Source organism: Wenzhouxiangella limi, assembly GCF_010499265.1.
Taxonomy (GTDB): domain Bacteria; phylum Pseudomonadota; class Gammaproteobacteria; order Xanthomonadales; family Wenzhouxiangellaceae; genus Wenzhouxiangella; species Wenzhouxiangella limi.
Map to the genome: position 1 here is coordinate 354,770 of NZ_JAAGSC010000043.1, position 24,723 is coordinate 379,492.

The 24,723-nt window shown below is 64.2% G+C and carries 25 protein-coding genes and 3 tRNA genes; 23 read left to right on the forward strand and 5 right to left on the reverse strand.

What is annotated here, in order from left to right; translation table 11 throughout:
* Nucleotides 1–62: 62 nt before the first annotated feature.
* The 7 genes from ssb (at nucleotide 63) to G3I74_RS13500 (ending at nucleotide 7,214) form a co-directional block, all read left to right on the forward strand.
* A complete protein-coding gene (ssb, locus tag G3I74_RS13470; protein ID WP_164212117.1) occupies nucleotides 63–521 on the forward strand; it encodes a single-stranded DNA-binding protein in 459 nt (152 codons plus the stop codon).
* Between the two features lie 36 nt (nucleotides 522–557).
* The gene (rfbB, locus tag G3I74_RS13475; protein WP_164212118.1) at nucleotides 558–1,601 is read left to right on the forward strand and encodes a dTDP-glucose 4,6-dehydratase; all 1,044 of its coding nucleotides are present in this window, start codon (nucleotides 558–560) and stop codon (nucleotides 1,599–1,601) included.
* Nucleotides 1,602–2,548: 947 nt separating this feature from the next.
* Nucleotides 2,549–3,436, forward strand: a complete 888-nt coding sequence (rfbA, locus tag G3I74_RS13480) for a glucose-1-phosphate thymidylyltransferase RfbA (protein ID WP_164212119.1) — start codon at nucleotides 2,549–2,551, stop codon at nucleotides 3,434–3,436.
* Nucleotides 3,433–3,981 carry a dTDP-4-dehydrorhamnose 3,5-epimerase gene (rfbC, locus tag G3I74_RS13485; RefSeq protein WP_164212120.1) on the forward strand — a complete coding sequence of 183 codons (549 nt, stop codon included), beginning with the start codon at nucleotides 3,433–3,435 and terminating at the stop codon, nucleotides 3,979–3,981. The genes rfbA and rfbC overlap by 4 nt, the downstream gene beginning before the upstream one ends.
* Nucleotides 3,978–4,859 carry a dTDP-4-dehydrorhamnose reductase gene (gene rfbD / locus G3I74_RS13490; protein ID WP_164212121.1) on the forward strand — a complete coding sequence of 294 codons (882 nt, stop codon included), beginning with the start codon at nucleotides 3,978–3,980 and terminating at the stop codon, nucleotides 4,857–4,859. Before rfbC ends, rfbD begins: the two co-directional genes overlap by 4 nt.
* Nucleotides 4,856–6,277, forward strand: coding sequence for a mannose-1-phosphate guanylyltransferase/mannose-6-phosphate isomerase (locus G3I74_RS13495; protein WP_239056902.1), 1,422 nt, complete (start codon nucleotides 4,856–4,858; stop codon nucleotides 6,275–6,277). Before rfbD ends, G3I74_RS13495 begins: the two co-directional genes overlap by 4 nt.
* Nucleotides 6,264–7,214: a DUF1684 domain-containing protein gene (locus tag G3I74_RS13500; RefSeq protein ID WP_164212122.1), complete on the forward strand. Its 951-nt coding sequence runs from the start codon at nucleotides 6,264–6,266 to the stop codon at nucleotides 7,212–7,214. Before G3I74_RS13495 ends, G3I74_RS13500 begins: the two co-directional genes overlap by 14 nt.
* A 344-nt stretch (nucleotides 7,215–7,558) precedes the next feature.
* Here G3I74_RS13500 and G3I74_RS13505 read toward each other — a convergent pair whose 3' ends face one another.
* Nucleotides 7,559–7,840 carry a ComEA family DNA-binding protein gene (locus G3I74_RS13505; RefSeq protein ID WP_164212123.1) on the reverse strand — a complete coding sequence of 94 codons (282 nt, stop codon included), beginning with the start codon at nucleotides 7,838–7,840 and terminating at the stop codon, nucleotides 7,559–7,561.
* Nucleotides 7,841–8,061: 221 nt separating this feature from the next.
* Here G3I74_RS13505 and G3I74_RS13510 point away from each other — a divergent pair, with 221 nt between their 5' ends.
* Complete coding sequence (locus tag G3I74_RS13510) at nucleotides 8,062–8,379, forward strand: hypothetical protein (RefSeq protein ID WP_164212124.1); 318 nt, start codon at nucleotides 8,062–8,064, stop codon at nucleotides 8,377–8,379.
* Between the two features lie 237 nt (nucleotides 8,380–8,616).
* On the opposite strand, the gene sbcB is transcribed toward G3I74_RS13510, so the two are convergent.
* Complete coding sequence (gene sbcB / locus G3I74_RS13515) at nucleotides 8,617–10,059, reverse strand: exodeoxyribonuclease I (protein WP_164212125.1); 1,443 nt, start codon at nucleotides 10,057–10,059, stop codon at nucleotides 8,617–8,619.
* Nucleotides 10,060–10,131: 72 nt separating this feature from the next.
* Between sbcB and msrA the strand changes: the two genes are divergently transcribed.
* From msrA to G3I74_RS13535, 4 genes are all read left to right on the forward strand, one after another.
* Entirely contained in the window at nucleotides 10,132–10,602 is a 471-nt protein-coding gene (gene msrA / locus G3I74_RS13520; RefSeq protein ID WP_164212126.1) for a peptide-methionine (S)-S-oxide reductase MsrA, read from the forward strand.
* Complete coding sequence (locus tag G3I74_RS13525) at nucleotides 10,580–11,323, forward strand: histidine phosphatase family protein (protein WP_164212127.1); 744 nt, start codon at nucleotides 10,580–10,582, stop codon at nucleotides 11,321–11,323. The genes msrA and G3I74_RS13525 overlap by 23 nt, the downstream gene beginning before the upstream one ends.
* A gap of 66 nt (nucleotides 11,324–11,389) precedes the next feature.
* Nucleotides 11,390–12,145, forward strand: coding sequence for an SDR family NAD(P)-dependent oxidoreductase (locus tag G3I74_RS13530; RefSeq protein ID WP_338063114.1), 756 nt, complete (start codon nucleotides 11,390–11,392; stop codon nucleotides 12,143–12,145).
* A gap of 6 nt (nucleotides 12,146–12,151) precedes the next feature.
* Nucleotides 12,152–12,751, forward strand: a complete 600-nt coding sequence (locus tag G3I74_RS13535) for a transglycosylase SLT domain-containing protein (protein ID WP_164212128.1) — start codon at nucleotides 12,152–12,154, stop codon at nucleotides 12,749–12,751.
* 18 nt (nucleotides 12,752–12,769) lie between these two features.
* Here the strand turns inward: G3I74_RS13535 and G3I74_RS13540 are convergent, their stop codons facing one another.
* Nucleotides 12,770–13,192 (reverse strand): universal stress protein, encoded by a 423-nt coding sequence (locus tag G3I74_RS13540; RefSeq protein ID WP_164212129.1) that lies wholly within the window; start codon nucleotides 13,190–13,192, stop codon nucleotides 12,770–12,772.
* Between the two features lie 69 nt (nucleotides 13,193–13,261).
* On the reverse strand, nucleotides 13,262–13,528 hold the full coding sequence (gene rpsT / locus G3I74_RS13545) for a 30S ribosomal protein S20 (protein ID WP_164212130.1): 267 nt from the start codon (nucleotides 13,526–13,528) through the stop codon (nucleotides 13,262–13,264).
* Between the two features lie 114 nt (nucleotides 13,529–13,642).
* Here rpsT and murJ point away from each other — a divergent pair, with 114 nt between their 5' ends.
* The 4 genes from murJ (at nucleotide 13,643) to lspA (ending at nucleotide 19,609) form a co-directional block, all read left to right on the forward strand.
* Nucleotides 13,643–15,265, forward strand: a complete 1,623-nt coding sequence (murJ, locus tag G3I74_RS13550) for a murein biosynthesis integral membrane protein MurJ (protein WP_338063115.1) — start codon at nucleotides 13,643–13,645, stop codon at nucleotides 15,263–15,265.
* A gap of 71 nt (nucleotides 15,266–15,336) precedes the next feature.
* Nucleotides 15,337–16,269: a bifunctional riboflavin kinase/FAD synthetase gene (locus G3I74_RS13555; RefSeq protein WP_164212131.1), complete on the forward strand. Its 933-nt coding sequence runs from the start codon at nucleotides 15,337–15,339 to the stop codon at nucleotides 16,267–16,269.
* Nucleotides 16,270–16,295: 26 nt separating this feature from the next.
* Nucleotides 16,296–19,100: an isoleucine--tRNA ligase gene (gene ileS, locus G3I74_RS13560; protein WP_164212132.1), complete on the forward strand. Its 2,805-nt coding sequence runs from the start codon at nucleotides 16,296–16,298 to the stop codon at nucleotides 19,098–19,100.
* A gap of 14 nt (nucleotides 19,101–19,114) precedes the next feature.
* Complete coding sequence (lspA, locus tag G3I74_RS13565; protein WP_203594758.1) at nucleotides 19,115–19,609, forward strand: signal peptidase II; 495 nt, start codon at nucleotides 19,115–19,117, stop codon at nucleotides 19,607–19,609.
* Nucleotides 19,610–19,667: 58 nt separating this feature from the next.
* On the opposite strand, the gene G3I74_RS13570 is transcribed toward lspA, so the two are convergent.
* Nucleotides 19,668–20,351: a Bax inhibitor-1/YccA family protein gene (locus G3I74_RS13570; protein WP_164212134.1), complete on the reverse strand. Its 684-nt coding sequence runs from the start codon at nucleotides 20,349–20,351 to the stop codon at nucleotides 19,668–19,670.
* A gap of 260 nt (nucleotides 20,352–20,611) precedes the next feature.
* Here G3I74_RS13570 and G3I74_RS13575 point away from each other — a divergent pair, with 260 nt between their 5' ends.
* From G3I74_RS13575 to tuf, 7 genes are all read left to right on the forward strand, one after another.
* Nucleotides 20,612–21,361 carry a 50S ribosomal protein L25/general stress protein Ctc gene (locus G3I74_RS13575; protein WP_164212135.1) on the forward strand — a complete coding sequence of 250 codons (750 nt, stop codon included), beginning with the start codon at nucleotides 20,612–20,614 and terminating at the stop codon, nucleotides 21,359–21,361.
* Between the two features lie 27 nt (nucleotides 21,362–21,388).
* On the forward strand, nucleotides 21,389–22,015 hold the full coding sequence (pth, locus tag G3I74_RS13580) for an aminoacyl-tRNA hydrolase (protein ID WP_164212136.1): 627 nt from the start codon (nucleotides 21,389–21,391) through the stop codon (nucleotides 22,013–22,015).
* Nucleotides 22,015–23,106, forward strand: coding sequence for a redox-regulated ATPase YchF (gene ychF / locus G3I74_RS13585; RefSeq protein WP_164212137.1), 1,092 nt, complete (start codon nucleotides 22,015–22,017; stop codon nucleotides 23,104–23,106). Before pth ends, ychF begins: the two co-directional genes overlap by 1 nt.
* 141 nt (nucleotides 23,107–23,247) lie before the next feature.
* Nucleotides 23,248–23,332 (forward strand) — tRNA-Tyr (locus G3I74_RS13590).
* 38 nt (nucleotides 23,333–23,370) lie between these two features.
* Nucleotides 23,371–23,444 (forward strand) — tRNA-Gly (locus G3I74_RS13595).
* A 13-nt stretch (nucleotides 23,445–23,457) separates the two neighbouring features.
* Nucleotides 23,458–23,533 (forward strand) — tRNA-Thr (locus G3I74_RS13600).
* A 48-nt stretch (nucleotides 23,534–23,581) separates the two neighbouring features.
* Nucleotides 23,582–24,723: elongation factor Tu (gene tuf, locus G3I74_RS13605; protein ID WP_164209414.1), on the forward strand; the 1,142-nt coding region annotated here is incomplete at its 3' end.

The following is a 24,723-nucleotide window of genomic DNA, read 5'->3' on the forward strand; positions in this document are numbered from 1 at the left end:
CGCCGGCGTCCCTGTGCTAGACTTTTCGCCATCATCGGACAGGTACCAGGAGCAGTAACGGCATGGCGCGAGGCATCAACAAGGTGATTCTGATCGGGAACCTGGGGGCGGATCCCGAGACCCGGCACACGGCCGGCGGCAACGCCGTGAGCAATCTGCGCGTCGCGACTTCCGAGACCTGGCGCGATCGACAGACCGGTGAGCAGCGCGAGAATACCGAATGGCACAACGTGGTGCTGTTCGGTCGCCTCGGGGAAGTGGCCGGTGAATACCTGAAGAAAGGCAGCAAGGTCTATCTTGAAGGCCGCCTGCAGACCCGCAAGTGGCAGGACCGCGACGGCAACGATCGCTGGACGACCGAGGTGATCGCCAACGAGATGCAGATGCTCGACAGCCGCGGCGGCAGCGCGCCCATGGACCAAGGCCGTGACAGCTACCGCGGCGACCCCGGCCGGTCTTCTGAGCCGGCTTCTCCGCCCGGTGGCGGTGCCGATAACCTGGAAGACGACATCCCGTTTTGATCAGGATCGCGGCTGGCCGCTGACCGTCTACTGCCCATGTCGACCCTGATCGTCACCGGCGGCGCTGGCTTCATCGGTTCCAACTTTGTCCGTCACGTGCTTGAGACCACCACGCATTCGGTGGTCAATCTGGATTTGCTGACCTATGCCGGCAACCGCGAGTCGCTGGCCGGGCTTGCTGCGGACCGCCACCTCTTTGTTCAAGGCGATATCTGCGACACGGCGCTGGTCAGGCGCCTGCTCGACGAGCACCGGCCCGACGGCCTGGTCCACTTTGCCGCCGAAAGCCACGTCGACCGCTCGATCGACGATCCGGGCGCATTCATCCGCACCAACGTGGTCGGCACCCAGTCGCTGCTCGATGCCGCGCTGGATTACTGGAAGGGCGGGGCGCACGAATTCCGCTTCGTCCATGTCTCCACCGACGAGGTCTACGGCAGCCTCAAAGCCGGCGAGCCCGAATTTACCGAGCAGCACCGCTACGCGCCCAACTCCCCGTATGCGGCCTCCAAGGCCGCCGCCGATCACCTGGCCCGGGCCTGGCAGCGCACCTATGGTCTGCCGGTAATGATCACCAACTGCTCGAACAACTACGGGCCCTTCCAGTTTCCGGAAAAACTGATCCCGCTGATGCTGATCAATGCGCTCGAGGGCGAGCGCCTGCCGGTCTACGGCGACGGCCAGCAGCGGCGTGACTGGCTGTTTGTGACCGATCACTGCCGGGCGATCCTGCGGGTGCTCGAAGACGGCGCGCCGGGCCGGGTCTACAACATCGGCGGCAACGCCGAGATGGCCAACCTGGACGTGGTCGATTTGCTTTGCGACCTGCTCGACGAACGCGTGCCGGGAACGCGGCCGCGGCGCGAGCTGATCGAATACGTCACCGACCGCCCGGGCCATGATCGGCGCTACGCGATCAACGCCGAGCGCATCCGCGGCGAGCTGGGCTGGACCCCGTCGGTGGATTTCGCCCAGGGTCTGGCCGAGACCGTGGACTGGTATCTGGCCAACCGCGACTGGTGGCAGCGCATCCGCGACGGGCGCTATCGCTCGGAGCGTCTTGGCATCGCCCGGGCTTAGCGGGGTTTTCCACTACGTCTTGATGGAATCAGCTGCCGGGACGGGGTGAGTGGTCCTATCCGGGGCGTGGCGCGAGCGCGCTGGCTACGGCTTCAGTTCGACGCGTGGCGAGGCCTTCAGCCGCAGTCACTGCACCCGCGCCCCTTTTTCGCAGTCATTCAGCGACGCTGCTCATCAAGCGTTTCAGGCCCGAGGCGCTGCGGTGGTGGTTTTGGCTGCGGGCCTCGCCACGCGTCGAACCAAAGTCAAAGCCACCATCTCAGCGCCGTCCCCCGGTGGGGTGTGGTTGTAGTTGGGACGGGGCGCGGGCGCGGTGGCTACGGCTTCAGTTCGACGCGTAGCGAGGCCTTCAGCCGCAGCCACCGCACCCGCGCCCCTTTTCGCAGTCATTCAGCGTCGCTGTTCATCAAGCGTTTCAGGCACGAGGCGCTGCGGTGGTGGTTTTGGCTGCGGGCCTCGCCACGCGTCGAACCAAAGTCAAAGCCACCATCTCAGCGCCGTCCCCCGGTGGGGTGTGGTTGTAGTTGGGACGGGGCGCGAGCGCGGTGGCTACGGCTTCAGTTCGACGCGTGGCGAGGCCTTCAGCCGCAGCCACCGCCCCCGCGCCCCTTTCGCAGTCATTCAGCGTCTCTTGCATAAGAGGGCATGGCACAAGGCGCTGCGGTGGTGGTTTTGACTGAGGGCCTCGCCACGCGTCGAACCAAAGTCAAAGCCACCATCGCAGCGCCGTCCCCCGGTGGGGTGTCGTCATGGTCGCGGGCGTGGCGCGAGCGCGCTGGCTGCGGCTTCAGTTCGACGCGTAGCGAGGCCTTCAGCCGTAGCCACCGCACCCGCGCCCCTTTTCGCGATCATCCACCGCCCCTTGTGTTCGAGTCTGGGCTTCCAGCAATCCCCCTGCGGGCCTGATCTGCGTTAATCTTCAACTCTCCAAGCGTCCTGACCGAAACGTGAGCAAGAGAAAAGGCATCATCCTGGCCGGCGGCGCCGGCACCCGGCTGTACCCGTTGACCCAGGTGATCAGCAAGCAGCTGCTGCCGGTCTACGACAAGCCGATGATTTACTACCCGCTGACCACGCTGATGATGGCCGGCATCGACGAAATCCTTCTGATCACCACCCCGCACGAGCAGCACCTGTTCCGCCAATTGCTCAACGACGGCAGCCAGTGGGGAATCCGGCTTGAGTATGCCGTCCAGCCGGAACCCAACGGCCTGGCCGAGGCTTTTGTGATCGGTCGCGAGTTCGTCGACAGCGGGCCTTCCTGCCTGATCCTGGGCGACAACATTTTCCACGGCGGCGGGCTGCGCGAGCTGCTGGCGCGGGCGTCCGGCCGCAAGCGCGGTGCGACCGTGTTCGGCTACTGGGTCGGCGATCCGGAGCGCTACGGCGTGGTCGAAATGGACGACAAGGGTGGGGCGCTGTCGCTGGAGGAGAAGCCGGCGAGTCCGAAGTCCAACTACGCCGTCACCGGCCTGTACTTCTACGACGAACGGGCCTGTGATTTTGCCGCGGTACTCGAACCCTCGGCCCGCGGCGAACTGGAAATCACCGACCTCAACCGCTGCTATCTCGATGCCGGCGACCTGACCGTCGAGCGCATGGGCCGGGGCTATGCCTGGCTGGATACCGGCACCCACGCCTCGCTGCAGCAGGCATCGAGCTACATTGAAACGCTGGAATCGCGCCAGGGCCTGCGCGTGGCCTGCCCGGAAGAAATCGCCTACCGCCAGGGCTGGATCGATCGTGACCAGCTGCTGGCATTGGCCGAGCCCCTGGCCAAGAGCGGCTACGGCGACTACCTGCACATGGTCGCCGACAGTCGGATCGGCCCATGAAGGTCGAGGCCACCGATCTACCCGGGGTCTTGCTGATTTCGCCGAAGGTGTTTGCCGACGAGCGCGGCTGGTTTCTGGAAACCTGGCGCGCCGAGCGATATTCCGAGCACGGCATCGGCCCTTCCTTCGTCCAGGCCAACGCCTCGCGTTCCGCCCGCGGCGTGCTCAGGGGTTTGCACTACCAGTGGCCAGAGCCACAGGGCAAGCTGGTCTGGGTCAGCGAAGGCCGGGTGCTGGACGTTGCTGTCGATATTCGTCCTCACTCGCCTCACTTCAGGCGCTGGACGGCCATGGAGTTGGATGCCGAAAGCCATCAGCAGCTTTGGATACCGGAAGGTTTCGCCCACGGTTTCCAGGTATTGAGCGAGCAGGCGACCTTTCATTACCTGTGCACACGTGCGTACCGGGGCGATTGCGATGCCTCGATCGCCTGGAATGATCCGGACATTGCTGTGGACTGGCCGCTGCAGCCGGTCGAGCTGTCGGCCAAGGACGCGGCTGCACCGCGGCTGGCCGATCTGGCGCCCGAACACCTGCCGCAATGAAGCTGCTCCTGACTGGCGCTGAGGGCCAACTGGGGTTTCATCTGGTCCCTTATTTGGCCAGGCTGGGCGAACTCGTGACCACATCGCGCCGGAGCGGTGACAGGCCTGCGGATTTGACGGATCCGGCTGCGCTGAGCAGATTGCTGGACGCGGTGCGCCCGGATGTGATTGTCAATCCTGCTGCCTGGACGGCCGTCGATGCTGCCGAAGAGCAGCCCGAAGCGGCCGATCGGCTTAACCGCTGGCTGCCGGAAACGCTCGCCGACTGGTGCCGTCACAATGGGGCCTTGCTGGTTCATTACTCTACTGACTATGTCTTTCATGGCGCCCCGGGGCGGCCGTGGACAGAGCGGGATGTGACCGACCCGGTCAGCGTCTACGGCTATACCAAGCGCGCTGGAGAACGGGCGGTTCTGGGCTCCGGGGCGCGCGCTGTGGTTTTGCGGACCGCCTGGCTTTACAGCGCCTGCCCGGGAAACTTTCTCTCGGCGATCCTGGCCCGGGCTGGTCGGGGTGAAGGGTTACGCGTGGTCAGTGATCAAATCGGATCGCCGACCTGGGCCGGCAGCCTGGCCGAGATGACGGCCGACCTGCTGCGCAATGACCTTGCCCGCCCAGGCGGCAGTATCCTGCATGCCGCCGACCGCGGCTGCATGAGCTGGCATGATTTTGCCGGCATGGCCGTGACGATGGCGGCCGAGCGCGGTCTGATCGATGAAGCGGTGCCGGTGGAACCAATCGACTCCTCGCAGTGGCCGCAGAAGGCGGCTCGCCCGTGCTGGTCTGTGCTGGACGTCGCTGCCATGGAAGCCGCCTGTGGCCGGCAGTTGCCAACTACGAAGCAGGCACTGTCTGCCTGCCTGGATCAATGGAAATGAGCCGTATGCTGATACCCGTCATTCTGTCCGGCGGCGCCGGAACACGATTGTGGCCGGTTTCGCGCAAGGCGCACCCGAAACCCTTTATGCGGCTGGCCGACGGCCAGACGCTGGCCTCGAGCACGATTCGTCGTGCGCTGAAGGTTGCTTCAGGGGGGGTGTCGCTGACCGTGACCGGTCGCGACTATTACTTTCTGACCCGCGACCTTTACCGCGAAGCAGCGCCGGAGGGCGAACATCATTTCCTGCTTGAGCCGACAGGTCGCAACACGGCTCCGGCGATTGGCGCGGCGGCTCATTGGGTGCGCGATCATTTCGGGCCGGAGACCCTCATGCTGGTGCTGCCGGCCGATCACCTGATTCGCGACCATGCGGCCTTTGCCCAGGCGGTTTCGTCTGCAGCCGAGCTGGCCAGCAAGGGCTGGCTGACCTGCCTGGGTATCAGCCCAACCCATGCCGAAACCGGATACGGCTACATTCGCGCCGGCGAGCCGCTGTCTGACGGCCTCGAGATCGCCGCCTTTGTTGAGAAACCGGACGCGGAAACCGCGCAGCGCTATTACGAGTCCGGCCAGTACCTGTGGAACGGGGGGATGTTCTGCTTTAGCGCCGGGGCGATTCTCGCCGCGCTGGAAGAGTATGTCCCCGACATCAGTGTCGGCATCGCACAGGTGTGGCGGGCAAGCGCATCTGACGCCGAGCCGGTCGAGCTTGAACCCGAATCCTTCGCCGCGGTGCGCGCCGACTCGATCGATTTCGCGGTCATGGAAAAGGCCCAGCGGCGCGCCGTGGTGCCGGTATCGTGCGGCTGGAGCGACATCGGTTCCTGGCAGGCGATCAGCGAACTCTATGAAGGCGACGCTCTGGGCAACCGCGTGCGCGGCGAAGCCGTGCTGGTGGACTCGCGTAACACCTTCGTCCAGGGCGAACAGCGTCTGGTTGCGGCGGTGGGTGTGGATAACCTGGTGATCGTCGATACCGGCGATGCGGTGCTCGTTGCCAGCCGCGATCGCGCCCAGGAGGTCAAGGCGGTGGTCGACGAACTCCGGCGCACCGAACACGACTCGGCGATCCATCACCGCACCGTTCACCGGCCATGGGGCAGCTACACGGTGCTCGAAGACGCCGAGGACTGCAAGGTCAAGCGCCTGGTCGTGCGCCCCGGCGGCGTGTTGTCGCTGCAGCGGCATCGCAAGCGAAGCGAGCATTGGACGGTCGTCTCGGGAGAGGCCACCGTGCGGATCGAAGATCGGGAATTCTGCCTGAGCCCGGGCGAGGCCACGCAGATTCAGGCGGGTCAGCTGCACCGACTGGAAAATCACGGCGATGACAATGTCCACATCATCGAAGTGCAGACTGGCAGTTATTTTGGCGAAGACGACATCGAGCGTCTGGAGGATATTTATGGCAGAACGTGATCGCACGGCTTGGCCGTCAGGCTTGTTGATGCTGTTGTGCTTGGCCGGCTGGGTGCTCGGAGCATCCTCCGTCGCGGCCGATGAGGCGGATTCGCCGCGCTGGGAAGCCGAAGCCATGGAATGGCGCGAGCAGCGACTGGCGCGTTTGACCGCTCCATTTGGCTGGCTCAGCCTGGTCGCACTGGAGTTTCTGGGGGACGGGGAGTGGACGGTCGGGGCCGGAGCCGACAACGACGTACGCCTGATTTCCGGGCCGGATCGGTGGGGCACACTGAGGCTTCAGGGAGCGCAGGCCCGCTTCGCGCCGGCACGCGGTGCGGAGGTTTTTGTTGGTGATCGGGCGCTGGATACGGCCATCGATCTGACGGTTGCCGGGGACCAGCCGGCAACCCGCGTCAGTGCCGGCACCGGCTGGTTCGAAATGGCCAGTCGAGGCGATCGTCTGGTGCTGCGGGCGCGCGACAGCGAGGCCGAGACGCGAACCGATTTCCTCGGCCTCGATTATTTCGAGTTTGACCCGGCCTGGCGGGTCGAGGCGCGTTGGGAGCCGCATCCTGAAGGCGCGACCATCCCGATCGCCGACGTGCTTGGCGAGCTGCGCGATCAGCCCAATCCGGGGCGCGCGGTTTTCGAGGTCAATGGGCAACAATTTGCCCTCGAGGCCCTGGCCGCCGAGGATCAGCTGTTCTTCATACTGGCTGATCGCACCTCGGGCCGCGAGACTTACGGCCTGGGTCGATTCCTGTATTCGGCCATGCCCGAGGATGGTCGCGTGGTGCTGGATTTCAACCGCAGCTACAATCCTCCCTGCGCTTTCAACGCATATACGACCTGCCCGCTGCCGCCACCGGAGAACCGGCTGGACGTTCGTGTCGAGGCCGGAGAGCGTCGGTACCAGGGCGGCGGTGGTATCCAGCCCTCCGACCTGGACTCCTAGTGGGCCATGCGGCTAATTAGGTAACGCTCAGCCGTCGCACAAGCGTTGTGGGCAAGGCGCGCGAGCGCAGGACTGGCCTTCGCCAATTCAAGCGAGTGGAACGCAGCCCACGGCGCTTGTGCGGCGGCCCTGCGGGAGCCACTGTGCTGGCGCGACTCGGCGTTGCGTTCCTTGGCAAGGGCTGGCCATTCCCGGCGGAACGCGCCTTGATTCGCGCCAGCATAGTGACTCTGAGCGTTACCTAATTAGCCGCATGGCCCACTAGATCCTTTGTTGCACACGGCGACAGGCCGCCGGATCGCAGCTGCCGGCGGCCTGTCTTCAGGTACTGGGGAAGGCCGACGCTAATCGCGCGTGGGCTCTTCGACCAGGATCAGGTCGCGGTTGCGGTCCAGCGTGGCCAGGCCGATGCCGCGCACGTTGACCAGTTCATCCGGGTGTTGGAACGGGCCGTGTTCTTCGCGATACTCGATAATCGCCTCAGCCTTGGCCTCACCGATACCGGTAAGGGCTTCAGCCAGCTGCTCGGCGGTGGCGGTGTTGACGTTGACGCTCATTTCCTCGGCCGAAGCGAAGCCGGTCAGAGCCAGCGTGAGGAGCAATACAGCAATGGTTTTCTTGATCATTTCAAATCTCCTGGTGTGAGAAGGTTTCGAAGTCCGCCGGACGCGTCGTCCGACGTTGGTAACAGCTTAGAAAAACCGACCCTGGCCGCACATCGGCTAAAGCGCCCGCAGAGCCGTACGAAAAACCGGCCGCGGGCCGGGATCGAAACGCTTCTCAGGTTTTGAGAAATCGCCGTGCTGGAATACGGGTGAACTGACCACGAACCTGTAGGAGATTTGCCATGAGCCATGATTCGAGCCCAAGACAATTTCGCGACGAGATCGTTGGCCGGACCATCGCCGGCGTGATCGCGCGCCCGGGTCGCGGAGGTGAGCCGCCGGTCGTACTGATGATGCGCTTCGACGACGGCAGCGTGATCGAGTTTGTTTCTCCGCGTAGCGACCGGCTGCTCAAGCGCTCGCTCCGGCGGTCGGTTTCAGCGGTTGCCGAGGCCTCGGCGGGACCGGATCGGAACGAGTCTCAGCTGACGCTCGACGGCTTGCTGGCGACCGGGTCGATCGATGAGGCATCGGGTCGATGCGGGTTTTCGTCCTGCTGATTCCGGTTATCCACACAAGCTGTGGAAAAGTCTGTGGGCAAAGCGGCGCGATGGTCGTCGGCAGAGCCGATGCTGCGCTTTGGGCAGATTTTGTACACACGCATTAAATCCTTTCATATCAGTATGTTGCGTATATAAAAGGAAATCTGGCGCGCTCCGGGTCCTGTCATGAAAACGTCAAAATAAAAATCAGGCAGTTGTGTATAACAACCGCAGTATTTACCTGATCAATACGCTTCAAGTACCTGAAACCTGGTTCTGCAGTTCATTCAGTCCGATCTCTTCGGGCCAGTGCATCAGGGCTTCCAGCACCTCGCGCTGTGCCGGGCTGTCCTGCAGCAGTGCCTGGACGCGCTGGCGGTAATCGTCGATGCGAAGACCGGCCAGCTCCGGGTCGTCAATCAGGCGTCGGCGACAGTAGTGTTTCCAGCGAATGCGTTCCTCGTCGTCGAGACGGTCGGGCCACAGCCGGGCGCGATACCGGAACAGCAGCTCGTTGAGTCGTTCGTCCTGAAAAGGCTCGTTCAGCGCAAACAGCGCCTCGGGCGCCATCGTGCGGACGCGGTCGCGTAGAACCAGGTCGGCCTTGGGCACAAACCCGGCATAGAGCGCCAGTTCCGGGTCAGCGGCCGGTGCGCTCGGCTGGTTGAACAGCCCCTGCAGCCGCTCGATGAACGCTGGCGCAGCTGCAAGCCGATGCGCATGATCTGTGATCTGTCGGGGATCAATGGCCAGGCGCTTTGCGGCTGCCTCGTTGAGCACGGTGATCGGTGCCAGCATGGGGCAGCGATTGGTTCGCACCAGCTTGACCGGCAGGCGCTCCTGGCCGTCGGGCAGGTCAGCGGCTGGCGTCCACAGCAGATCGGCCAGCTGCTCTTCGGTCAGGTGCAGATAGGGAGCGGGGTCTTCGCGCAGGTTCCAGATCAGCCACTGGGAGCGAATTGACGGATGGCAGGCAAGAGGCAGCACGGCCGCTGTGGCGTAACGGCGGGCGGGTAGACGGGCGCTGCTGTGCAGCAGCGGCTGTTTTGGCTCCAAAAGCTTGCTGACGACATGACGCTGGCGCAGTTGCAGGGCCCATTGCCACAGTCTGGGCTGCGCATTGCGGATCTTTCGGGCCAGACCCAGGGTGGCCTCCACATCGGCCAGGGCATCGTGCGCCCGGCGGGTATCCAGGCCGTTGGCGGCGGCCAGATCCTCAAGCCTGAAGCTGGGGGTGCCGTCCTCGCGGTCGGGCCAGTTCAGTCCTTCCGGGCGCAGCGCCCGGGTCATGCGCGCCAGGTCGATCAGGTCGAAGCGACTGTTGCCGTTGGCGTACTCGCGGGCATAAGGGTCGAAGAAGTTACGCCAGAACAGGTGGCGCGTGACCTCATCGTCGAAGCGGAAGTTGTTGAAGCCCACGCTACAGGTGCCGGGTCGCTGCATGACCTCGGCGATCGCGGCAGCGAACTCGTTTTCGGGCACGCCGCGGGCGCGCGCCTGCTGGGGCGTGATCCCGGTAATCACGCAGGCATCGGGGTGGGGCAGGACATCGTCGGCAGGCCGGCAGTAGAGCACCAGCGGCTCGCCCACCGCTTCCAGATCGGTATCGGTGCGCACGGCGGCGAACTGAGCTGGCCGGTCGCGTCGGGTGTCGGCGCCGAATGTCTCGTAGTCGTGCCACAGAAAGGTCTCGTTCATGCGGGAATCTTCGCACGATCGGCGGGCGGGCTCGGGTAGTATGGCGCCTTTCCCGAAAAGCAGGAACGGATCATGACCAGCAAAGCAACCTTCGGTGCCGGCTGTTTCTGGGGCGTGGAAGCGCGCTTCCGGCAGGTGCCGGGTGTCGTCGATGCGCGCGTCGGCTACATGGGCGGGCACGTGGAGCAGCCCAGCTATGAACAGGTCTGTACCGGTCGGACCGGCCATGTCGAGGTCGTCCAGGTCGAGTTTGATCCCGCTGAGGTCGGTTACCAGCGCCTGCTGCGCGCGTTCTTTTCCATGCACGATCCCACCCAGGTCGATCGCCAGGGTCCGGATACCGGTACCCAGTATCGCTCGGTCATCTTTTTCCACGACGACCAGCAGCGCGAACTTGCCGAGCAGATTCGGGCCGAGATGGATGCATCAGGCCGCTTCCCCGGTCCGATCGCCACCCGCATCGAACCGGCGGATGCGTTCTGGGAAGCCGAGGAGTATCACCAGCAGTACCTGGCTCGACGTGGCGGCAGCTGCGCTCTCTGACGGCAGCGCCGCAAAACCGGGTGCGGGGCCGCGGCGGCCGCGCCTGCTGTTGCTGCGCCATGCCCAGGGCATGCTGGGCACTGCAGATTATGACCGCCTCTCGGCGCTGGGTCTGGACCAGGCCGACCGCCTCGGTCAACGCGTTGCCGACGAACTGGGGGAGGACTGGCTGGCCTGGAGCGGGGCGCTGCGGCGTCAGCGACAGACCGTAAACGCGCTTTGCGCACCCGGCACCGTTTTCATTGATCCCTGTTTGAACGAGTACCGCGTGGATCGGATGGTCGCGCATGCCCTCAACCAGTCTGACGCGCTCGGCCTGTTTCGCCCGCCGGACCAGGCCTTGATGGATCCGGCCGGGTTTCTCGACGCCTTCCTGAACTGGTTTCCAGAGGTCCTGGAGCGCTGGCAGCGCGCCGAACTCAAAGATCCTTGCAACGGCTCCTGGCAGGCGTTTCAGCAACGCGTTCAGCAACCGGCAGCCGGCTGGCGCGCGCGGCTGGAAAGGGGGCAGTCGCTCGCGGTTGTCACCTCGGCCGGCGTGATCAGCACGCTGACCGCCTCGCTGTGCGGATACGATCTGGGGTGGCAGCGCCGGCTCAACGTCAGCTTGTACAATGCCTCGGTAACAGAGTTGGAACTGGACGAAAGAGGCGGTTGGCGGCTGGGCCGGGTCAACTGCGTGGCGCATCTTGAAGGCAAGCGGCTGCGTACGCTGGCCTGAGCCGTGCCCGGTCCCGCGCGTCGGCAGACGGATGGCAGGAAGCACGAAGTTATCAGGGAGAGACAAGTGAGCGAACCAGTTGTTGTCATCACCGGGTCCAGTCGCGGCATTGGACGAGCCGCAGCGGAACTCATGGCGCAACGCGGCTACCGGGTGGTCGTGTCCAGCCGCTCGGCCGAGAGCTGTGAGCCTGTCGCCGAGGCCATTCGCGCTGCTGGCGGCCAGGCGCATGCAATCGCTTGCCACATCGGGCATGAAGACCAGCTTGAGCAGCTGGTCCTCGGGACGGTCGAGCGATTCGGACGGCTGGATGCCGTGGTCATGAACGCGGCCAGTAATCCGGTCTACGGGTCGTCAGACCAGGTCGACCGCAAGGCCTTTGACCTGATCATGGGTAACAACGTCTACAGCGCGATGCGGATGGCGCACTGCGCTCGAGCGCACCTGAAAAAGGCCGGCGGCGGCGCGGTTGTTCTGGTGTCTTCTATCGCCGGCCTGTTCGGTAATCGCCAGATCGGCGTCTACGGTATGTCGAAGGCGGCGGAAAACCAGCTGGTCCGCAATCTGGCCTTGGAGCTTGGTGGCGACGGCATTCGCGTCAATGCCGTGGCGCCGGGGCTGGTCAAGACCGATTTCGCGCAGGCGCTGCTGGCCGATGAGCGCATGGTTCGCTACTTCGAGTCCACGACGCCGCTGCGCAGGCTGGCCGAGCCGGCTGACATTGCCCGCGTCATCGCTTTTTTGTGCGGTCCGGATTCGGGCTGGCTGTCCGGTCAGGTCATCACGGCCGACGGCGGGCTGTCGGTGACCGGCGGGTTCTGAAAAGGCATGAGGCGCGGACTCCCGCTGTTCTGGTTGCTTGTCCTGCTGGTGCTGGCCGGGCCGGCGGTCGGCCAGATCTACACCTACGTGGACGAGAACGGGATCACCGTCTTCACTGACCGAAAGCCCGACACCGCCCGGTACCGGGTGCGAAATCTTGGCTGCTATGGCACCTGCCGAACGGGGGTGGACTGGGAGCGCACTCCGCTCTTGGTGGGGCGCTTCGATGCCGAAATCGAGGCTGCCAGCGAAGTCTTCGGGGTCGAGGCCGCGCTGATTCGGGCGGTGGTTCACGCCGAATCCTGGTTCGAGACCGATGCCGTATCCCATGCCGGTGCCCAGGGGCTGATGCAATTGATGCCGGATACCGCGCGACGATTCGGAGTGATCGACGTGTTCGATCCGGTCGACAACATTACCGGTGGCGCGGCCTACCTGGCGTGGCTGGGTGAACAGTTCGAGCAGGATTTCAGCCGGACCGTTGCGGCCTACAATGCCGGCGAGAACGCCGTGAAGCGTCACGGCGGTGTGCCGCCCTATCCGGAAACACAGGAATACGTGCGCAGGGTGCGAATTCTCTACCAGCGCTATCGCGAAGGCAGCTGATGTCGGTTCGGGGCAGCGTCAGCGGACAACGGTAACGGTGCAGCGGGCGAAATCGACCACCCGCTTGGCGACAGAGCCCATCAGCAGCCGTTCGAAAAGTCCCTTGCTGCGGTGACCTACGACGATATGGTCCACCTTCTCCCGTTCGGCCAGCTCGAGCAGCTGCTCGACCGGATGGCCTTCGAGCACGTGCGCAACGGGGGTGGACACCTGCCCGCTGGTGCTTTCAAGAAGCGCCTGCAGGTGCTTGTTCACTCGCTGGCGACGCCGCTCGACCAGGGGCTCACGCTCGCTGGCCTCGGCCATCTCGATTTCTGCACCGTAGACCACGGCGCAGCAATGAAGCCGGCCGCCTGCCTGACGGGCCAGATCCAGAGCGAATGCGAAAGCCTTGTCGCCCTGCGGCGACCCGTCGATCCCGACCAGGATCTTTTTGCTCATGGCATTCATGGAAGGTGAAGCGATTGCGGCCGCCCGCTAAGACGCCGGCCGCAGATCGGAATGCGGCAATCAGCCGGTCATGCCGCGGAGATGCTGATTGAGCCGCGACTTGTGCCGGGCTGCCTTGTTCGCGTGCATAATGCCCTGCGAGACGGAACGATCGATTGCCGGCACAGCGTCCTTGTAGGCGACTTCGGCGGCGGCCTTGTCGCCGCTCTCGATGGCTCGCACGACCTTCTTGATCCGGGTCCGAACGTGTGAGCGCAGAGAGGCATTACGCTGACGATGGCGCTCGGCCTGGCGGGCCCGTTTACGGGCGGAAACGCTATTGGCCACGAATTACTCCTGATTGGGTCTGGTGTCAAAAAAGCTAGCAGAGTATTGTCCAACGGAACGGTGGCGGAGTCAAGGTGCGACGGGGCCTGAGCTGCACACGGATCGGAGGACCGCGTGAGCCTGCTGCGATCCACGTTCAACTTCGGTGCCATGACCCTGGTCTCGCGCATCCTGGGGTTTGCCCGCGATGTCGTGCTGGCGCGCGGGTTTGGCGCCAGCGCCGCGACGGATGCCTTCTTCGTTGCCTTCAAGATCCCCAATTTTCTGCGCCGCCTGTTCGCCGAAGGGTCGTTTTCCCTGGCTTTCGTGCCCGTGCTGGCGGAGTACCGGGAGCGCGGAGACCGGGCCGAGTTGAAGTCGCTGATCGATGCCACGGCCGGCACCCTGCTGGCCGTTCTGCTGGTGATCACAGCGCTGGGCGTGGCTGCTGCACCGTGGGTGGTGCGGATCTTTGCGCCCGGGTTTGCGGCCGAGCCGGAGCAGCTGGCGCTGGCCGCGGACATGCTTCGGGTGACCTTCCCCTACCTGCTGTTCATTGCCATGACGGCGCTGGCCGGCGGCATTCTCAACACCTTTGGCCGCTTTGCGTTGCCGGCGCTGACGCCAGCCTTGCTGAACGTGTCGCTGATCGTTGCCGCCCTGGCGGTCAGCCCTTATTTCGCCGAGCCGGTCAAGGCACTGGCCTGGGGGGTGCTGGTCGCCGGCGTTGTCCAGCTGGCCGTGCAGTTGCCGGTGCTGGCCCGGCACGGTGTCCTGCCGCGGCCCCGGGCCGGTTTCACCCATCCCGGGGTCCGACGGATCCTGCGCCTGATGGTGCCGACCCTGTTCGGTTCTTCCGTCGCGCAGATCAACCTGCTGCTTGACGTGTTGATTGCCTCGCTGCTCATTTCCGGCTCGTTGAGTTGGCTTTATTACGCTGACCGGCTGATGGAGTTCCCGCTGGGCCTGTTCGGGGTGGCCCTGTCGACCGTCATCCTGCCCAGTCTGGCCGGGCTTTACGCGCGCAAGCGGGTCGGCGAGTTTCGGGCCACGCTGGACTGGGCGGTGCTGCTGGGGATCGTGGTCGGGCTGCCGGCCGCCGGCGGGCTGGCGGTGCTGGCCGAGGCGGTCAACGTCACCCTGTTCCACTACGGCGCTTTCGAGATGACCGACGTGCGCATGGCCGCCCTGGCGCTGATGGTTTATTGCCTGGGCCTGCCCGCCTTCATCGGGGTCAAGATTCTTGCCCCGGCCTATTTCTCGCGCCAGGACACGCGCACGCCGGTGCGCATCGCGGTCATGGCGCTGGTCGCCAACATGCTGCTCAATGTGGTTTTCGTGCTGGCGCTGACGCATTATCTGGCCGGGGGCGACTTCTCGGCCGGTCTGCTGGCGACCCTGGCCGCTCATCCGGGGGCACACGTGGCCCTGGCGCTGGCCTCAAGCGCTTCGGCCTGGCTCAATGCAAGCCTGCTGTGGCGCAATCTGCGCGAACCCGGCCTGGCACCGCGGTTGCCGTGGGCTCGTCTGGGTCAGGTGCTGCCGGCCTGCTTTTTGATGATGCTGGCGGTGAAATGGATCGTGCCCGACGCCGTCGTGCTGGCAACTTACGGCCCCGGCGGCCGGGCCGGGTGGCTTGCGCTGGCGGTGGCGGCTGGTGCCGCGGTCTACGGCGGGTCAATGCTGGCGCTGGGAATGCGCCCTGGGCAGCTTGCGCGGCCGCTGATCAACAACGGTCCGGAGCAAGGCTCGCGATGACAGCGCCGGCGGCCGGGTCCTCTTTCGCCAACTCACCTTGTCGCTAAACCCGGTAGAATTTGACCCCTGCCATGGACCTCATTCGAAACCTCCACCCGCGTGTTCAGCCCGGTGAGCCGGTCGCGCTGACGATCGGTAACTTTGATGGCTTGCACCTGGGTCACCAGGCGCTGATTGCCGCGGTGCTCGGCCGCGCGCCGGATCTGGTGCCCGCGCTGATGTGTTTCGAGCCGCTTCCGGCCACCCTGTTTCGATCCGAGGCACCCGTTCCCCGGCTGATGGGGCCTGGCGACCGGATTCGCCGCTGCCGTCGGCTGGGTCTGGAGCGGCTGTTCATGCTGCGCTTCAACCGCGCTTTCGCCGCGCTCGATCCGGCGCTCTTCGTGCGCGATGTGGTCGTCAAGGGTGCGGGTGCCCGGCACGTCGTGGTCGGCGCGGATTTCCGTTTCGGCGCGCGTGCGGCCGGCGACGTGGATCTGCTGGCCCGGCTGGGCCAGGAGCTGGGTTTCAGCGTTGAGGTCATCGAGCCGGTCTGTCGGGATTCGGCAAAGATCTCGTCGAGCCGGATTCGACGATTACTCGCCGCCGGTGAGCTGGACGCGGCCGCTGCCCTGCTGGGACGACCCTACGCGCTGGGTGGGCGGGTCTTGAGCGGTCAGCAGCTGGGGCGCACCCTGGGTTTTCCGACGGTCAATCTGCGGCCGCCGGTGCCACCGGCGCTGCAGGGCGTGTTTGCGGTTCGCATCAGCGGTGCCGGGCTGGATAACCATCCCGGTGTGGCCAACCTGGGTCGCCGGCCGACCGTCAACGGTACCGAATGGCTGCTCGAAGCCCACCTGTTCGATTACGATGGCAATCTGTACGGTCGGCAGCTGGAAATCGAGTTCCGGCAGCGTCTGCGCGGCGAGGAAAAATTTGCCGATCTGGCCGCCATGACGCGCCAGATGCAGGTCGATGCCGCGCTGGCCCGGCGAGTGCTGGCGGCCGATACCGTCGTTTCCTGAATCTCCTGAATCTCGAGCCCAATCCCATGGATTACAAAAATACGATCAACCTGCCGCGAACGGCTTTTCCGATGAAGGCCTCGCTGGCTGCCCGTGAGCCTCAGATGCTTGCCGACTGGCAGAAACAGGCCCTGTATGAACGGATTCAGGAGGCGACGGCCGATCGGCCGAGCTTCGTGCTGCACGATGGTCCGCCCTACGCCAACGGCGATATTCATATCGGACACGCGGTCAACAAGATTCTCAAAGACATCGTCGTCCGTTCGGCCCTGCTGGCCGGCTACCGTTCGCCGTATGTGCCGGGCTGGGATTGTCACGGTCTGCCGATCGAGTTGCAGGTTGAGAAGAAGGTGGGCAAGGTCGGACACAAGATCGACGCTGCGGCATTCCGCCAGAAATGCCGGGAATACGCCGATCGCCAGATCGAGAATCAGTCGGCCGATTTCCAGCGCCTGGGCGGGCTGGGCGACTGGTCACAGCGCTATGCAACCCGCGATTTCAGCTACGAGGCCAACATGCTGCGCGCGCTGGCGCGCATCGTCGAGCGTGGTCATCTCAAGCGCGGCGTCAAGCCGGTCCACTGGTGTTTCGACTGCGGCTCGGCGCTGGCCGAAGCCGAAATCGAGTATCAGGACAAGGGCTCGACGGCGATCGACGTACTCTTTCCGGCGGTCGATGAAAAGTCGCTGGGCGAGCGCTTCGGCGTCCACGGGCTGCAGCCCGGTGCCGGGGTGGTCATCTGGACGACTACACCGTGGACGATTCCGGCCAACCGCGCGGTCTGCCTGAACGCCGAGCTGGAGTACGAGCTGGTGCGCGCCCGCCAGGGAACCCGCACGGTCGAGATTGTACTGGCGGCCGAGCTGCACGAGCCGGTTTGCGCCCGATTGCAGTTGGACCAGATCGAGATACTGGGTCGGGTCCCGGGAGCAACGCTGGAACATATGGAACTCAAGCACCCCTACAACGGCGCGCGCGTACCGGTGATTCTCGGCGACCACGTCACGACCGAGACCGGTACCGGCGCGGTGCACACGGCGCCCGGTCACGGCCAGGAGGATTTCGAAGTCGGCCGGCACTACGACCTGGAGGTCTACAATCCGGTCGACGGACGCGGCATTTTCGTCGATGACACGCCGGTGGTCGGCGGTCAGTTCGTCTGGGCAGCCAATCAAGTTCTGGTCGAGCATATGCGCGGCAACGGCAGTCTGCTGGCGGCCGAGAGTTTCGAGCACAGCTATCCGCATTGCTGGCGCCACAAGACCCCCACCGCCTTCCGCACAACGCCGCAGTGGTTCATCTCCATGGATCAGGCCGGTCTGCGCGCCGATGCCCTGGCCGAAATCGATCGGGTCCGCTGGGTGCCGGAGTGGGGCAAGGCGCGTATCCGCGGCATGATCGAAACCCGTCCCGACTGGTGCATTTCGCGCCAGCGCACCTGGGGTGTGCCGCTGGGACTGCTGATCGACCGTGACAGCCAGCAACCCCATCCCGATACGCCGCAGCTGTTGGAAAAGCTCGCCGCAATTGTGGCGCAAGAAGGCGTCGACGTCTGGTACCGGGCCGGTATCGTCGAACGTTTGGGCGCCGACCCCGAGCGCTACGAGCCGGTCAGCGACATTCTCGACGTCTGGTTTGACTCCGGGGTGACGCATTATTGCGTGCTCGAGCAGGACGAGCGCCTGGCCCGGCCCGCCGACCTGTACCTGGAGGGCTCCGATCAGCATCGCGGCTGGTTCCAGTCCTCGCTGCTGACCTCGGTGGCGATGCATGGCAGCGCCCCCTACCGCCAGGTGCTGACCCACGGTTTCACGGTCGATGCCGAAGGCCGCAAGATGTCGAAGTCGCAGGGCAACGTGATCGCGCCGCAGCAGATTATGAACACGCTGGGTGCTGACATTCTCCGCCTGTGGGTCGCGGCGGCTGACTATCGCCAGGAAATGTCGGTGTCTGACGAGATTCTCAAGCGCGTCGCCGACGCCTACCGCCGGATTCGCAACACCGCGCGCTTTTTGCTCGGCAACCTCGACGGCTTCGACCCGATCGTCCACGGTGTGCCTTCGGACCAGCTGCTGCCGCTGGATCGCTATGCCGTTGACATGGCCGCCCGCCTGCAGGCCGAGATTACCGAGGCCTACGCCAACTATCGATTCTTTTCCATTTACCAGCGCCTGCACCATTTCTGCAGCGTGGATCTGGGCGCGTTCTACCTCGACATCATCAAGGACCGCCTCTACACGCTGCCGGCCGATCATCCGGCCCGTCGTTCGGCGCAGACTGCCATGCAGCATATCCTTGAGGCGTTGGTGCGCTGGCTGGCTCCGTTGTGCTGCTTTACCGCCGAGGAGATCTGGGCACAGATGCAGGGCGAGCGGGCCGATTCGGTCATGCTGGCGACCTGGTACGACGATCTCGTCGAGATGCCGTCGGAGCAGCGAGGGTTCTGGACCCGCCTTCGGGCCGTGCGTGAAGTGGTCGGCCCGCGCCTGGAAGAGCTGCGTCGGTCCAAGGCCATCGGTTCGTCACTGGCCGCCGAGATCACGCTGGAGACCGGGGGGCGGCTCGCCGACGATCTGGCCCGCATGGGAGACGAACTGCGGTTTCTGTTCATCTCGTCCGATGTTCGTCTGGGAACGGTGGAGGACGAATCTGGCGATGCCGTGATCGATGGTCAGCAACTGAAATTTTGCGTGCGCGCCAGCGGGAACCCGAAATGCGTTCGTTGCTGGCACCATCGCGACAGCGTGGGGCAGGATCCTGCCCATCCCGAACTGTGCGGTCGCTGTATCGGCAACATCAGCGGCGATCCCGAGACGAGGGAATGGGCTTGAGCGCGGCAAGCGGCATGGGCTGGCCCCGATACTTGCTGTGGCTGGCGCTGGCCGCGCTGCTCGTGATGCTCGACTTGTGGACCAAGCATCTGGCGACACAGACGCTGGAACTTTATCGTCCCCGGGTCGTGACCGACTGGCTGAACCTGACCCTGGCCCACAACGACGGTGCGGCTTTCAGTTTTCTGGCCGGCGCCGGTGGCTGGCAGCGCTGGTTTTTCACGGTCGTCGCCGTTCTGGTCAGCGCTGTGCTGCTGGTCTGGCTCAAGACCCTGCCCAATCGGGCGCGCCTGCTACCGGTTTCACTGGCGCTGGTGCTGGGCGGAGCGCTGGGCAACATGATCGACCGAATCCGCCTCGGCTACGTGGTCGATTTTATCGATGTGCACTACCAGGGCTGGCACTGGCCGGCGTTCAACGTCGCCGACAGCGCGATCGTGCTGGGGGTGATACTGCTGCTGATCGAGGGTTTCATCCCGCGCAAGGTCTCAGTGCAAGACCCGTCCTGAGCTGCTTTAAGCTGATCGGGCGACGGCACCGGCCTTGCCGGCGCCGCCGTCCATCGGTTCATTCTTCGCCCATGAAAAAGCCGAACAGGTGCAGCAGACTGGAAAACAGGTTGTAGATGGATACAAAAAGGGTGACGGTGGCCATGATGTAGTTGCGTTCGCCCCCGCGCACGATCTGCTGGGTCTGGTAGAGGATCAGCCCACACATCAGCAGCGCGAACATGGCCGACACCGCCAGCGCCAGAGCGCTCATTTCGAAGAAGATGGCGCCCAGGCCCGCCAGAAAGGCCACCAGGATCCCGACAAACAGAAACGGGCCCATGAAGCTGAAGTCCCGTTGCGTGGTGACTGCAAACGCCGACAGGCCGACGAAGGCCACGGCCGTGGAGCCAAAGGCGGCAATGACCAGCTCGTGGCCGTTACTGAAGACCGTCAGGTAGCTGTTGATGATCGGTCCGAAGGTGGCGCCCATGAAGCCGGTCAGGGCAAAGACGGCAAGCAGACCCCAGGCCGAATTACGCAGCGCGGTGGTCAGAAACAACAACCCGAAATATCCGACCAGCGTGATCAGGACGCCGGGATACGGCCAGTTGTTGGTCATGGCCAGATACGCCATGAACGAACTGAACAGCAGCGTCAACGCCAGCAGATTCCAGGTGTTGCGCAAAACCTTACGGGCATCTTCATCGATCTCGGCGCCGCTGCTGCGAGGAATGGAAACGGTTCTCAGTCGATCGTTCATCTTCGGTCAACCAATCCTTTGAAGTTGAGGGTTAGTGGAAACAGTCTGCTGTGGATAACGCGCGGACGGGTCATCCATGCAGCGTCTATTGACCGTTATCCTAGCAGGAAGGTTTCATGGCCGCCGTGGAAATGCTTCCAGTGGTTCCATCGTCGGACAGTCCGGGCTATAATAGGCGGCTGTCCTGATTGCCTGGTCGCGGGCGTTCGGGTTTTTCAATCCTGTCGCAACCGGTTGTTGCAACCGAAGTGAGTGCACTCATGAGCAAGAATTTTGAAATTTCGGCCGAACTGCGTGCCGATGTGGGGAAAGGTGCGAGCCGCCGCCTGCGTCGCACGGGCAAAGTGCCGGCTGTTTTGTACGGAGGCGATCGTGATCCGGTCAATCTGATCGTGGACCACAACTACCTGATCCACGCCATCGAGGACGAGGCTTTTCGCTCCTCGGTGCTGGACATTGTGGTTGCTGACGGCAAGCGCCAGAGCGTGGTGCTGCGAGACCTGCAGACCCATCCATTCAAACCGCTGCTGACCCACGTGGACTTTTTGCGGGTCTCGGCCGGGCAGGAGTTGCGGATCGATGTGCCGCTGCATTTCGTCAACGAGGACAAGTCCCCGGCGGCGCGGCAGGCGGGCGTGGTGGTTTCGCACCAGATCACGGAGGTCGAGATTGCGGCCACTCCGGAAAATCTCCCCGAATATCTCGAAATCGACCTGACCCATCTGGAGCCCGGCGAGAGCGTCCTGCTCAGCCAGATTAGCTTGCCGGCCGGCGTGACCATTCCGACCCTCGAGGTTTCCGAAGACAACGATGCTGCCGTCGTCGCTGCCATCTACATCCGCGAAGGACAGGGCACTGGTGAGCTGGCCGCTGAGGCTGACGCGGCCGCCGATATTGCCCCTGAGGTGGAAACGATCGAAGAGTCCGAGGCGGCCGATGAGGCCGGTGAAGGCGAAGGCGATGAGTCGGCCGACGATGCGGATGCTGAAAACGAGAAAAAGCCGGACTAGGGCGCTCACCGTTCGGGCGCATCCGGAGTGAGCACCCGCTGGCTGATCGTCGGGCTGGGTAATCCCGGCAGCAAGTACAGCAGAACCCGGCACAACGCCGGGTTCTGGTTTTTGGATGCCCTGGATCGCCGAATTGGCCTGGCGTTGAAGACGGAGCGCAAGTTCCACGGCGATGCCGGCAAGACGCGCCTGGGCGCTGTCGATGTCGTCGGTCTCAAGCCGGATACCTTCATGAACGACTCGGGCCGTGCCGTGCGCGCGGTGGCCGCTTATTTCGACATTCCAATCGACCGCATCCTGGTCGCCTACGATGATCTCGATCTGCCGCCGGGAACGGTGCGGCTCAAGCTGGGCGGTGGCCATGGCGGGCACAACGGCCTGCGCAGCCTGTTCTCGCACCTCGGAGATCCGGGGTTCTGGCGGCTGCGGATCGGTATCGGTCACCCCGGCGTGCGCGAGGCGGTCACGCCCTGGGTGCTCAGCCGGGCCGGAGCCGAGGACGAGCGGGGCATGATTGAGGCGATTGATCGGGCGATTGATATCGTGCCGACGCTGCTGCGCGGTGAGACCGACCGTGCGCTGCAGGCCCTGCATACCGCGCCGCCGGATCCCGCGGCAGCCGATCCCGAACAGCACAAAGGAGAAAAACGCTAATGGGTTTTCAGTGCGGCATCGTTGGTTTGCCGAACGTGGGCAAGTCGACCCTGTTCAACTGCCTGACGCGGGCTGGAATCGCGGCGGAAAACTACCCTTTTTGCACCATCGAGCCCAACGTGGGAATGGTCGCGGTGCCCGATCCACGGCTCGAGGCGCTGGCCGGCATCGCCCGGCCAGAAAAGGTTGTGCCGACCATGATGCAGTTTGTCGACATTGCCGGGCTCGTTTCCGGGGCCTCGCGCGGGGAGGGCCTGGGCAACAAGTTTCTCGCCCACATTCGGGAAACCGACGCGATTGCCCATATCGTGCGCTGCTTCGTCAACGACGACGTCACCCACGTGGCGGGCAAGGTCGACCCGCTGGCCGATATCGAGACCATCGATACCGAGCTGGTGCTTGCCGATCTCGAGTCGGCCGAGCGGGCGCTGGAGCGCGCGAGTCGTCAGACGAAATCAGGCGACAAGGAAGCCAAAAAAATGGAGGCGGTGCTCGAGCGGGTGGTTGCGCATCTCGGCGCCGGACAGCCGTTGCGCACGTTGGCAACCGAAAGCGAGGAGCGCGAGGTGCTGAAATCCTGGCATTTCATTACCGCCAAGCCGGTGCTGTATGTGGCCAATGTCGACGACCGCGCGGCCGAAGACAATGAACAGGTTGCAGCGGTCCGGCGCCATGCGGCCGCAGAGGGGGCCGAAGTGGTTGTGCTCTGTGCCGCCCTCGAGGCCGAACTGGCCGAGCTCGACCCCGAGGAGCAGGCCGAATTCCTGGCTGATCTCGGCCAGACCGAGCCGGGCCTGCATCGCCTGATCCGGGCCGGTTATGCGCTGCTTGACCTGCTGACGTTCTTTACCGCCGGACCGAAGGAGGTGCGGGCATGGACGGTGCGTCGGGGTGCGACCGCGCCCCAGGCCGCCGGGCGTATCCACACCGATTTCGAGAAAGGTTTCATCCGGGCCGAAGTGACCGGCTACGAGGATTTCGTCGCCTGCGGCGGCGAAAGCGGCGCCCGGGCGGCGGGCCGGCTGCGCCTCGAAGGCCGCGATTACCGGGTGGTCGAGGGCGATGTCATGCATTTCCGATTCAACGTCTGAAGCGTCTGCCTGCAGCGAGACGCGTCGGTCTCGCGCCAGGATCTGCAAAACAGGTGTTGACTCGCATTGAGCAATACGCGACAATTGCGGGCTTCGTCTGGATTTGACGTATTTTGCTGGTTTTGAAGCGTCGAAGCGTGCGGAGGGGTACTCAAGCGGTCAACGAGGGCAGACTGTAAATCTGCTGGCTATGCCTTCGCAGGTTCGAATCCTGCCCCCTCCACCATCATTCGGCATCAAGTTGGAGGTGAACCGGAACGCTTTGCGGGTGTAGTTCAATGGTAGAACCTCAGCCTTCCAAGCTGATGATGTCGGTTCGATCCCGATCACCCGCTCCAACAATTTGAACGCGCCCACGTAGCTCAGGCGGTAGAGCACTCCCTTGGTAAGGGAGAGGTCACTGGTTCGAGTCCAGTCGTGGGCACCAGGTCCGGATTTACAGGTCGATATCAACAGGGAACGGAGTTTAAGAGGCATGTCCAAGGCAAAGTTTGAACGCAACAAGCCGCACGTGAACGTGGGCACGATTGGTCACGTGGACCACGGCAAGACGACGCTGACGGCGGCGCTGACGAAGGTGTGCGCGGAGGCCCGCGGCGGCGAGTTTCGTGCCTACGACCAGATTGACAATGCGCCCGAAGAGCGCGAACGCGGGATCACGATTGCCTCGGCGCACGTGGAGTACGAGTCGGATGCTCGTCACTACGCGCACGTGGACTGCCCTGGTCACGCCGACTATGTGAAGAACATGATCACTGGTGCGGCCCAGATGGACGGTGCGATTCTGGTGGTCTCTGCCGCCGACGGTCCGATGCCGCAAACGCGCGAGCACATTTTGCTGGCCCGCCAGGTGGGTGTGCCGTGCATTCTGGTCTACCTGAACAAGGCCGACATGGTTGACGACGCCGAGCTGCTGGAGCTGGTGGAGATGGAGGTTCGCGAGTTGCTGAGCGACTACGACTTCCCGGGCGACGATACGCCGATCATCACGGGCTCTGCGCTCAAGGCGCTGGAAGGCGACGACAGCGAGATTGGCGTGCCGTCGATTCTGCAGCTGGTTGAGGCGCTCGACACCTACGTGCCGGAGCCGGAGCGTGATCTGGACAAGGCGTTTTTGATGCCGATCGAGGACGTGTTCTCGATTTCCGGCCGTGGCACGGTGGTGACCGGTCGCGTCGAGCGCGGGATTGTCAAGGTGGGCGACGAGATCGAGATTGTCGGGATCAAGGACACGACCAAGACGACCTGCACCGGCGTGGAGATGTTCCGCAAGCTGCTCGACCAGGGTCAGGCGGGTGACAACGTGGGCGTTTTGCTCCGGGGCACCAAGCGCGACGACGTCGAGCGCGGCCAGGTGCTGGCCAAGCCGGGCACGATCACCCCGCACACCAAGTTCGAGGCCGAAGTCTACGTCCTGAGCAAGGAAGAGGGCGGTCGTCATACGCCGTTTTTCAAGGGCTACCGGCCGCAGTTTTACTTCCGGACCACGGACGTGACCGGTTCGGTGGAGCTGCCGGAAGGCGTGGAAATGGTGATGCCGGGTGACAACGTGCAGATGCAGGTTGAGCTGATCGCGCCGATCGCGATGGAAGAAGGCCTGCGTTTCGCCATCCGCGA

Coding starts and splice junctions, on each gene's coding strand:
- ileS (WP_164212132.1), top strand. CDS start 16,296: ATGGATTACAAAAATACGATCAACCTGCCGCGAACGGCTTTTCCGATG.
- G3I74_RS13570 (WP_164212134.1), bottom strand. CDS start 20,351: ATGAACGATCGACTGAGAACCGTTTCCATTCCTCGCAGCAGCGGCGCC.
- rfbD (WP_164212121.1), top strand. CDS start 3,978: ATGAAGCTGCTCCTGACTGGCGCTGAGGGCCAACTGGGGTTTCATCTG.
- ssb (WP_164212117.1), top strand. CDS start 63: ATGGCGCGAGGCATCAACAAGGTGATTCTGATCGGGAACCTGGGGGCG.
- ychF (WP_164212137.1), top strand. CDS start 22,015: ATGGGTTTTCAGTGCGGCATCGTTGGTTTGCCGAACGTGGGCAAGTCG.
- msrA (WP_164212126.1), top strand. CDS start 10,132: ATGACCAGCAAAGCAACCTTCGGTGCCGGCTGTTTCTGGGGCGTGGAA.
- G3I74_RS13540 (WP_164212129.1), bottom strand. CDS start 13,192: ATGAGCAAAAAGATCCTGGTCGGGATCGACGGGTCGCCGCAGGGCGAC.
- G3I74_RS13535 (WP_164212128.1), top strand. CDS start 12,152: ATGAGGCGCGGACTCCCGCTGTTCTGGTTGCTTGTCCTGCTGGTGCTG.
- G3I74_RS13510 (WP_164212124.1), top strand. CDS start 8,062: ATGAGCCATGATTCGAGCCCAAGACAATTTCGCGACGAGATCGTTGGC.
- G3I74_RS13555 (WP_164212131.1), top strand. CDS start 15,337: ATGGACCTCATTCGAAACCTCCACCCGCGTGTTCAGCCCGGTGAGCCG.
- G3I74_RS13500 (WP_164212122.1), top strand. CDS start 6,264: ATGGCAGAACGTGATCGCACGGCTTGGCCGTCAGGCTTGTTGATGCTG.
- lspA (WP_203594758.1), top strand. CDS start 19,115: ATGGGCTGGCCCCGATACTTGCTGTGGCTGGCGCTGGCCGCGCTGCTC.
- sbcB (WP_164212125.1), bottom strand. CDS start 10,059: ATGAACGAGACCTTTCTGTGGCACGACTACGAGACATTCGGCGCCGAC.
- rfbC (WP_164212120.1), top strand. CDS start 3,433: ATGAAGGTCGAGGCCACCGATCTACCCGGGGTCTTGCTGATTTCGCCG.
- G3I74_RS13495 (WP_239056902.1), top strand. CDS start 4,856: ATGAGCCGTATGCTGATACCCGTCATTCTGTCCGGCGGCGCCGGAACA.
- G3I74_RS13575 (WP_164212135.1), top strand. CDS start 20,612: ATGAGCAAGAATTTTGAAATTTCGGCCGAACTGCGTGCCGATGTGGGG.
- G3I74_RS13505 (WP_164212123.1), bottom strand. CDS start 7,840: ATGATCAAGAAAACCATTGCTGTATTGCTCCTCACGCTGGCTCTGACC.
- rfbB (WP_164212118.1), top strand. CDS start 558: ATGTCGACCCTGATCGTCACCGGCGGCGCTGGCTTCATCGGTTCCAAC.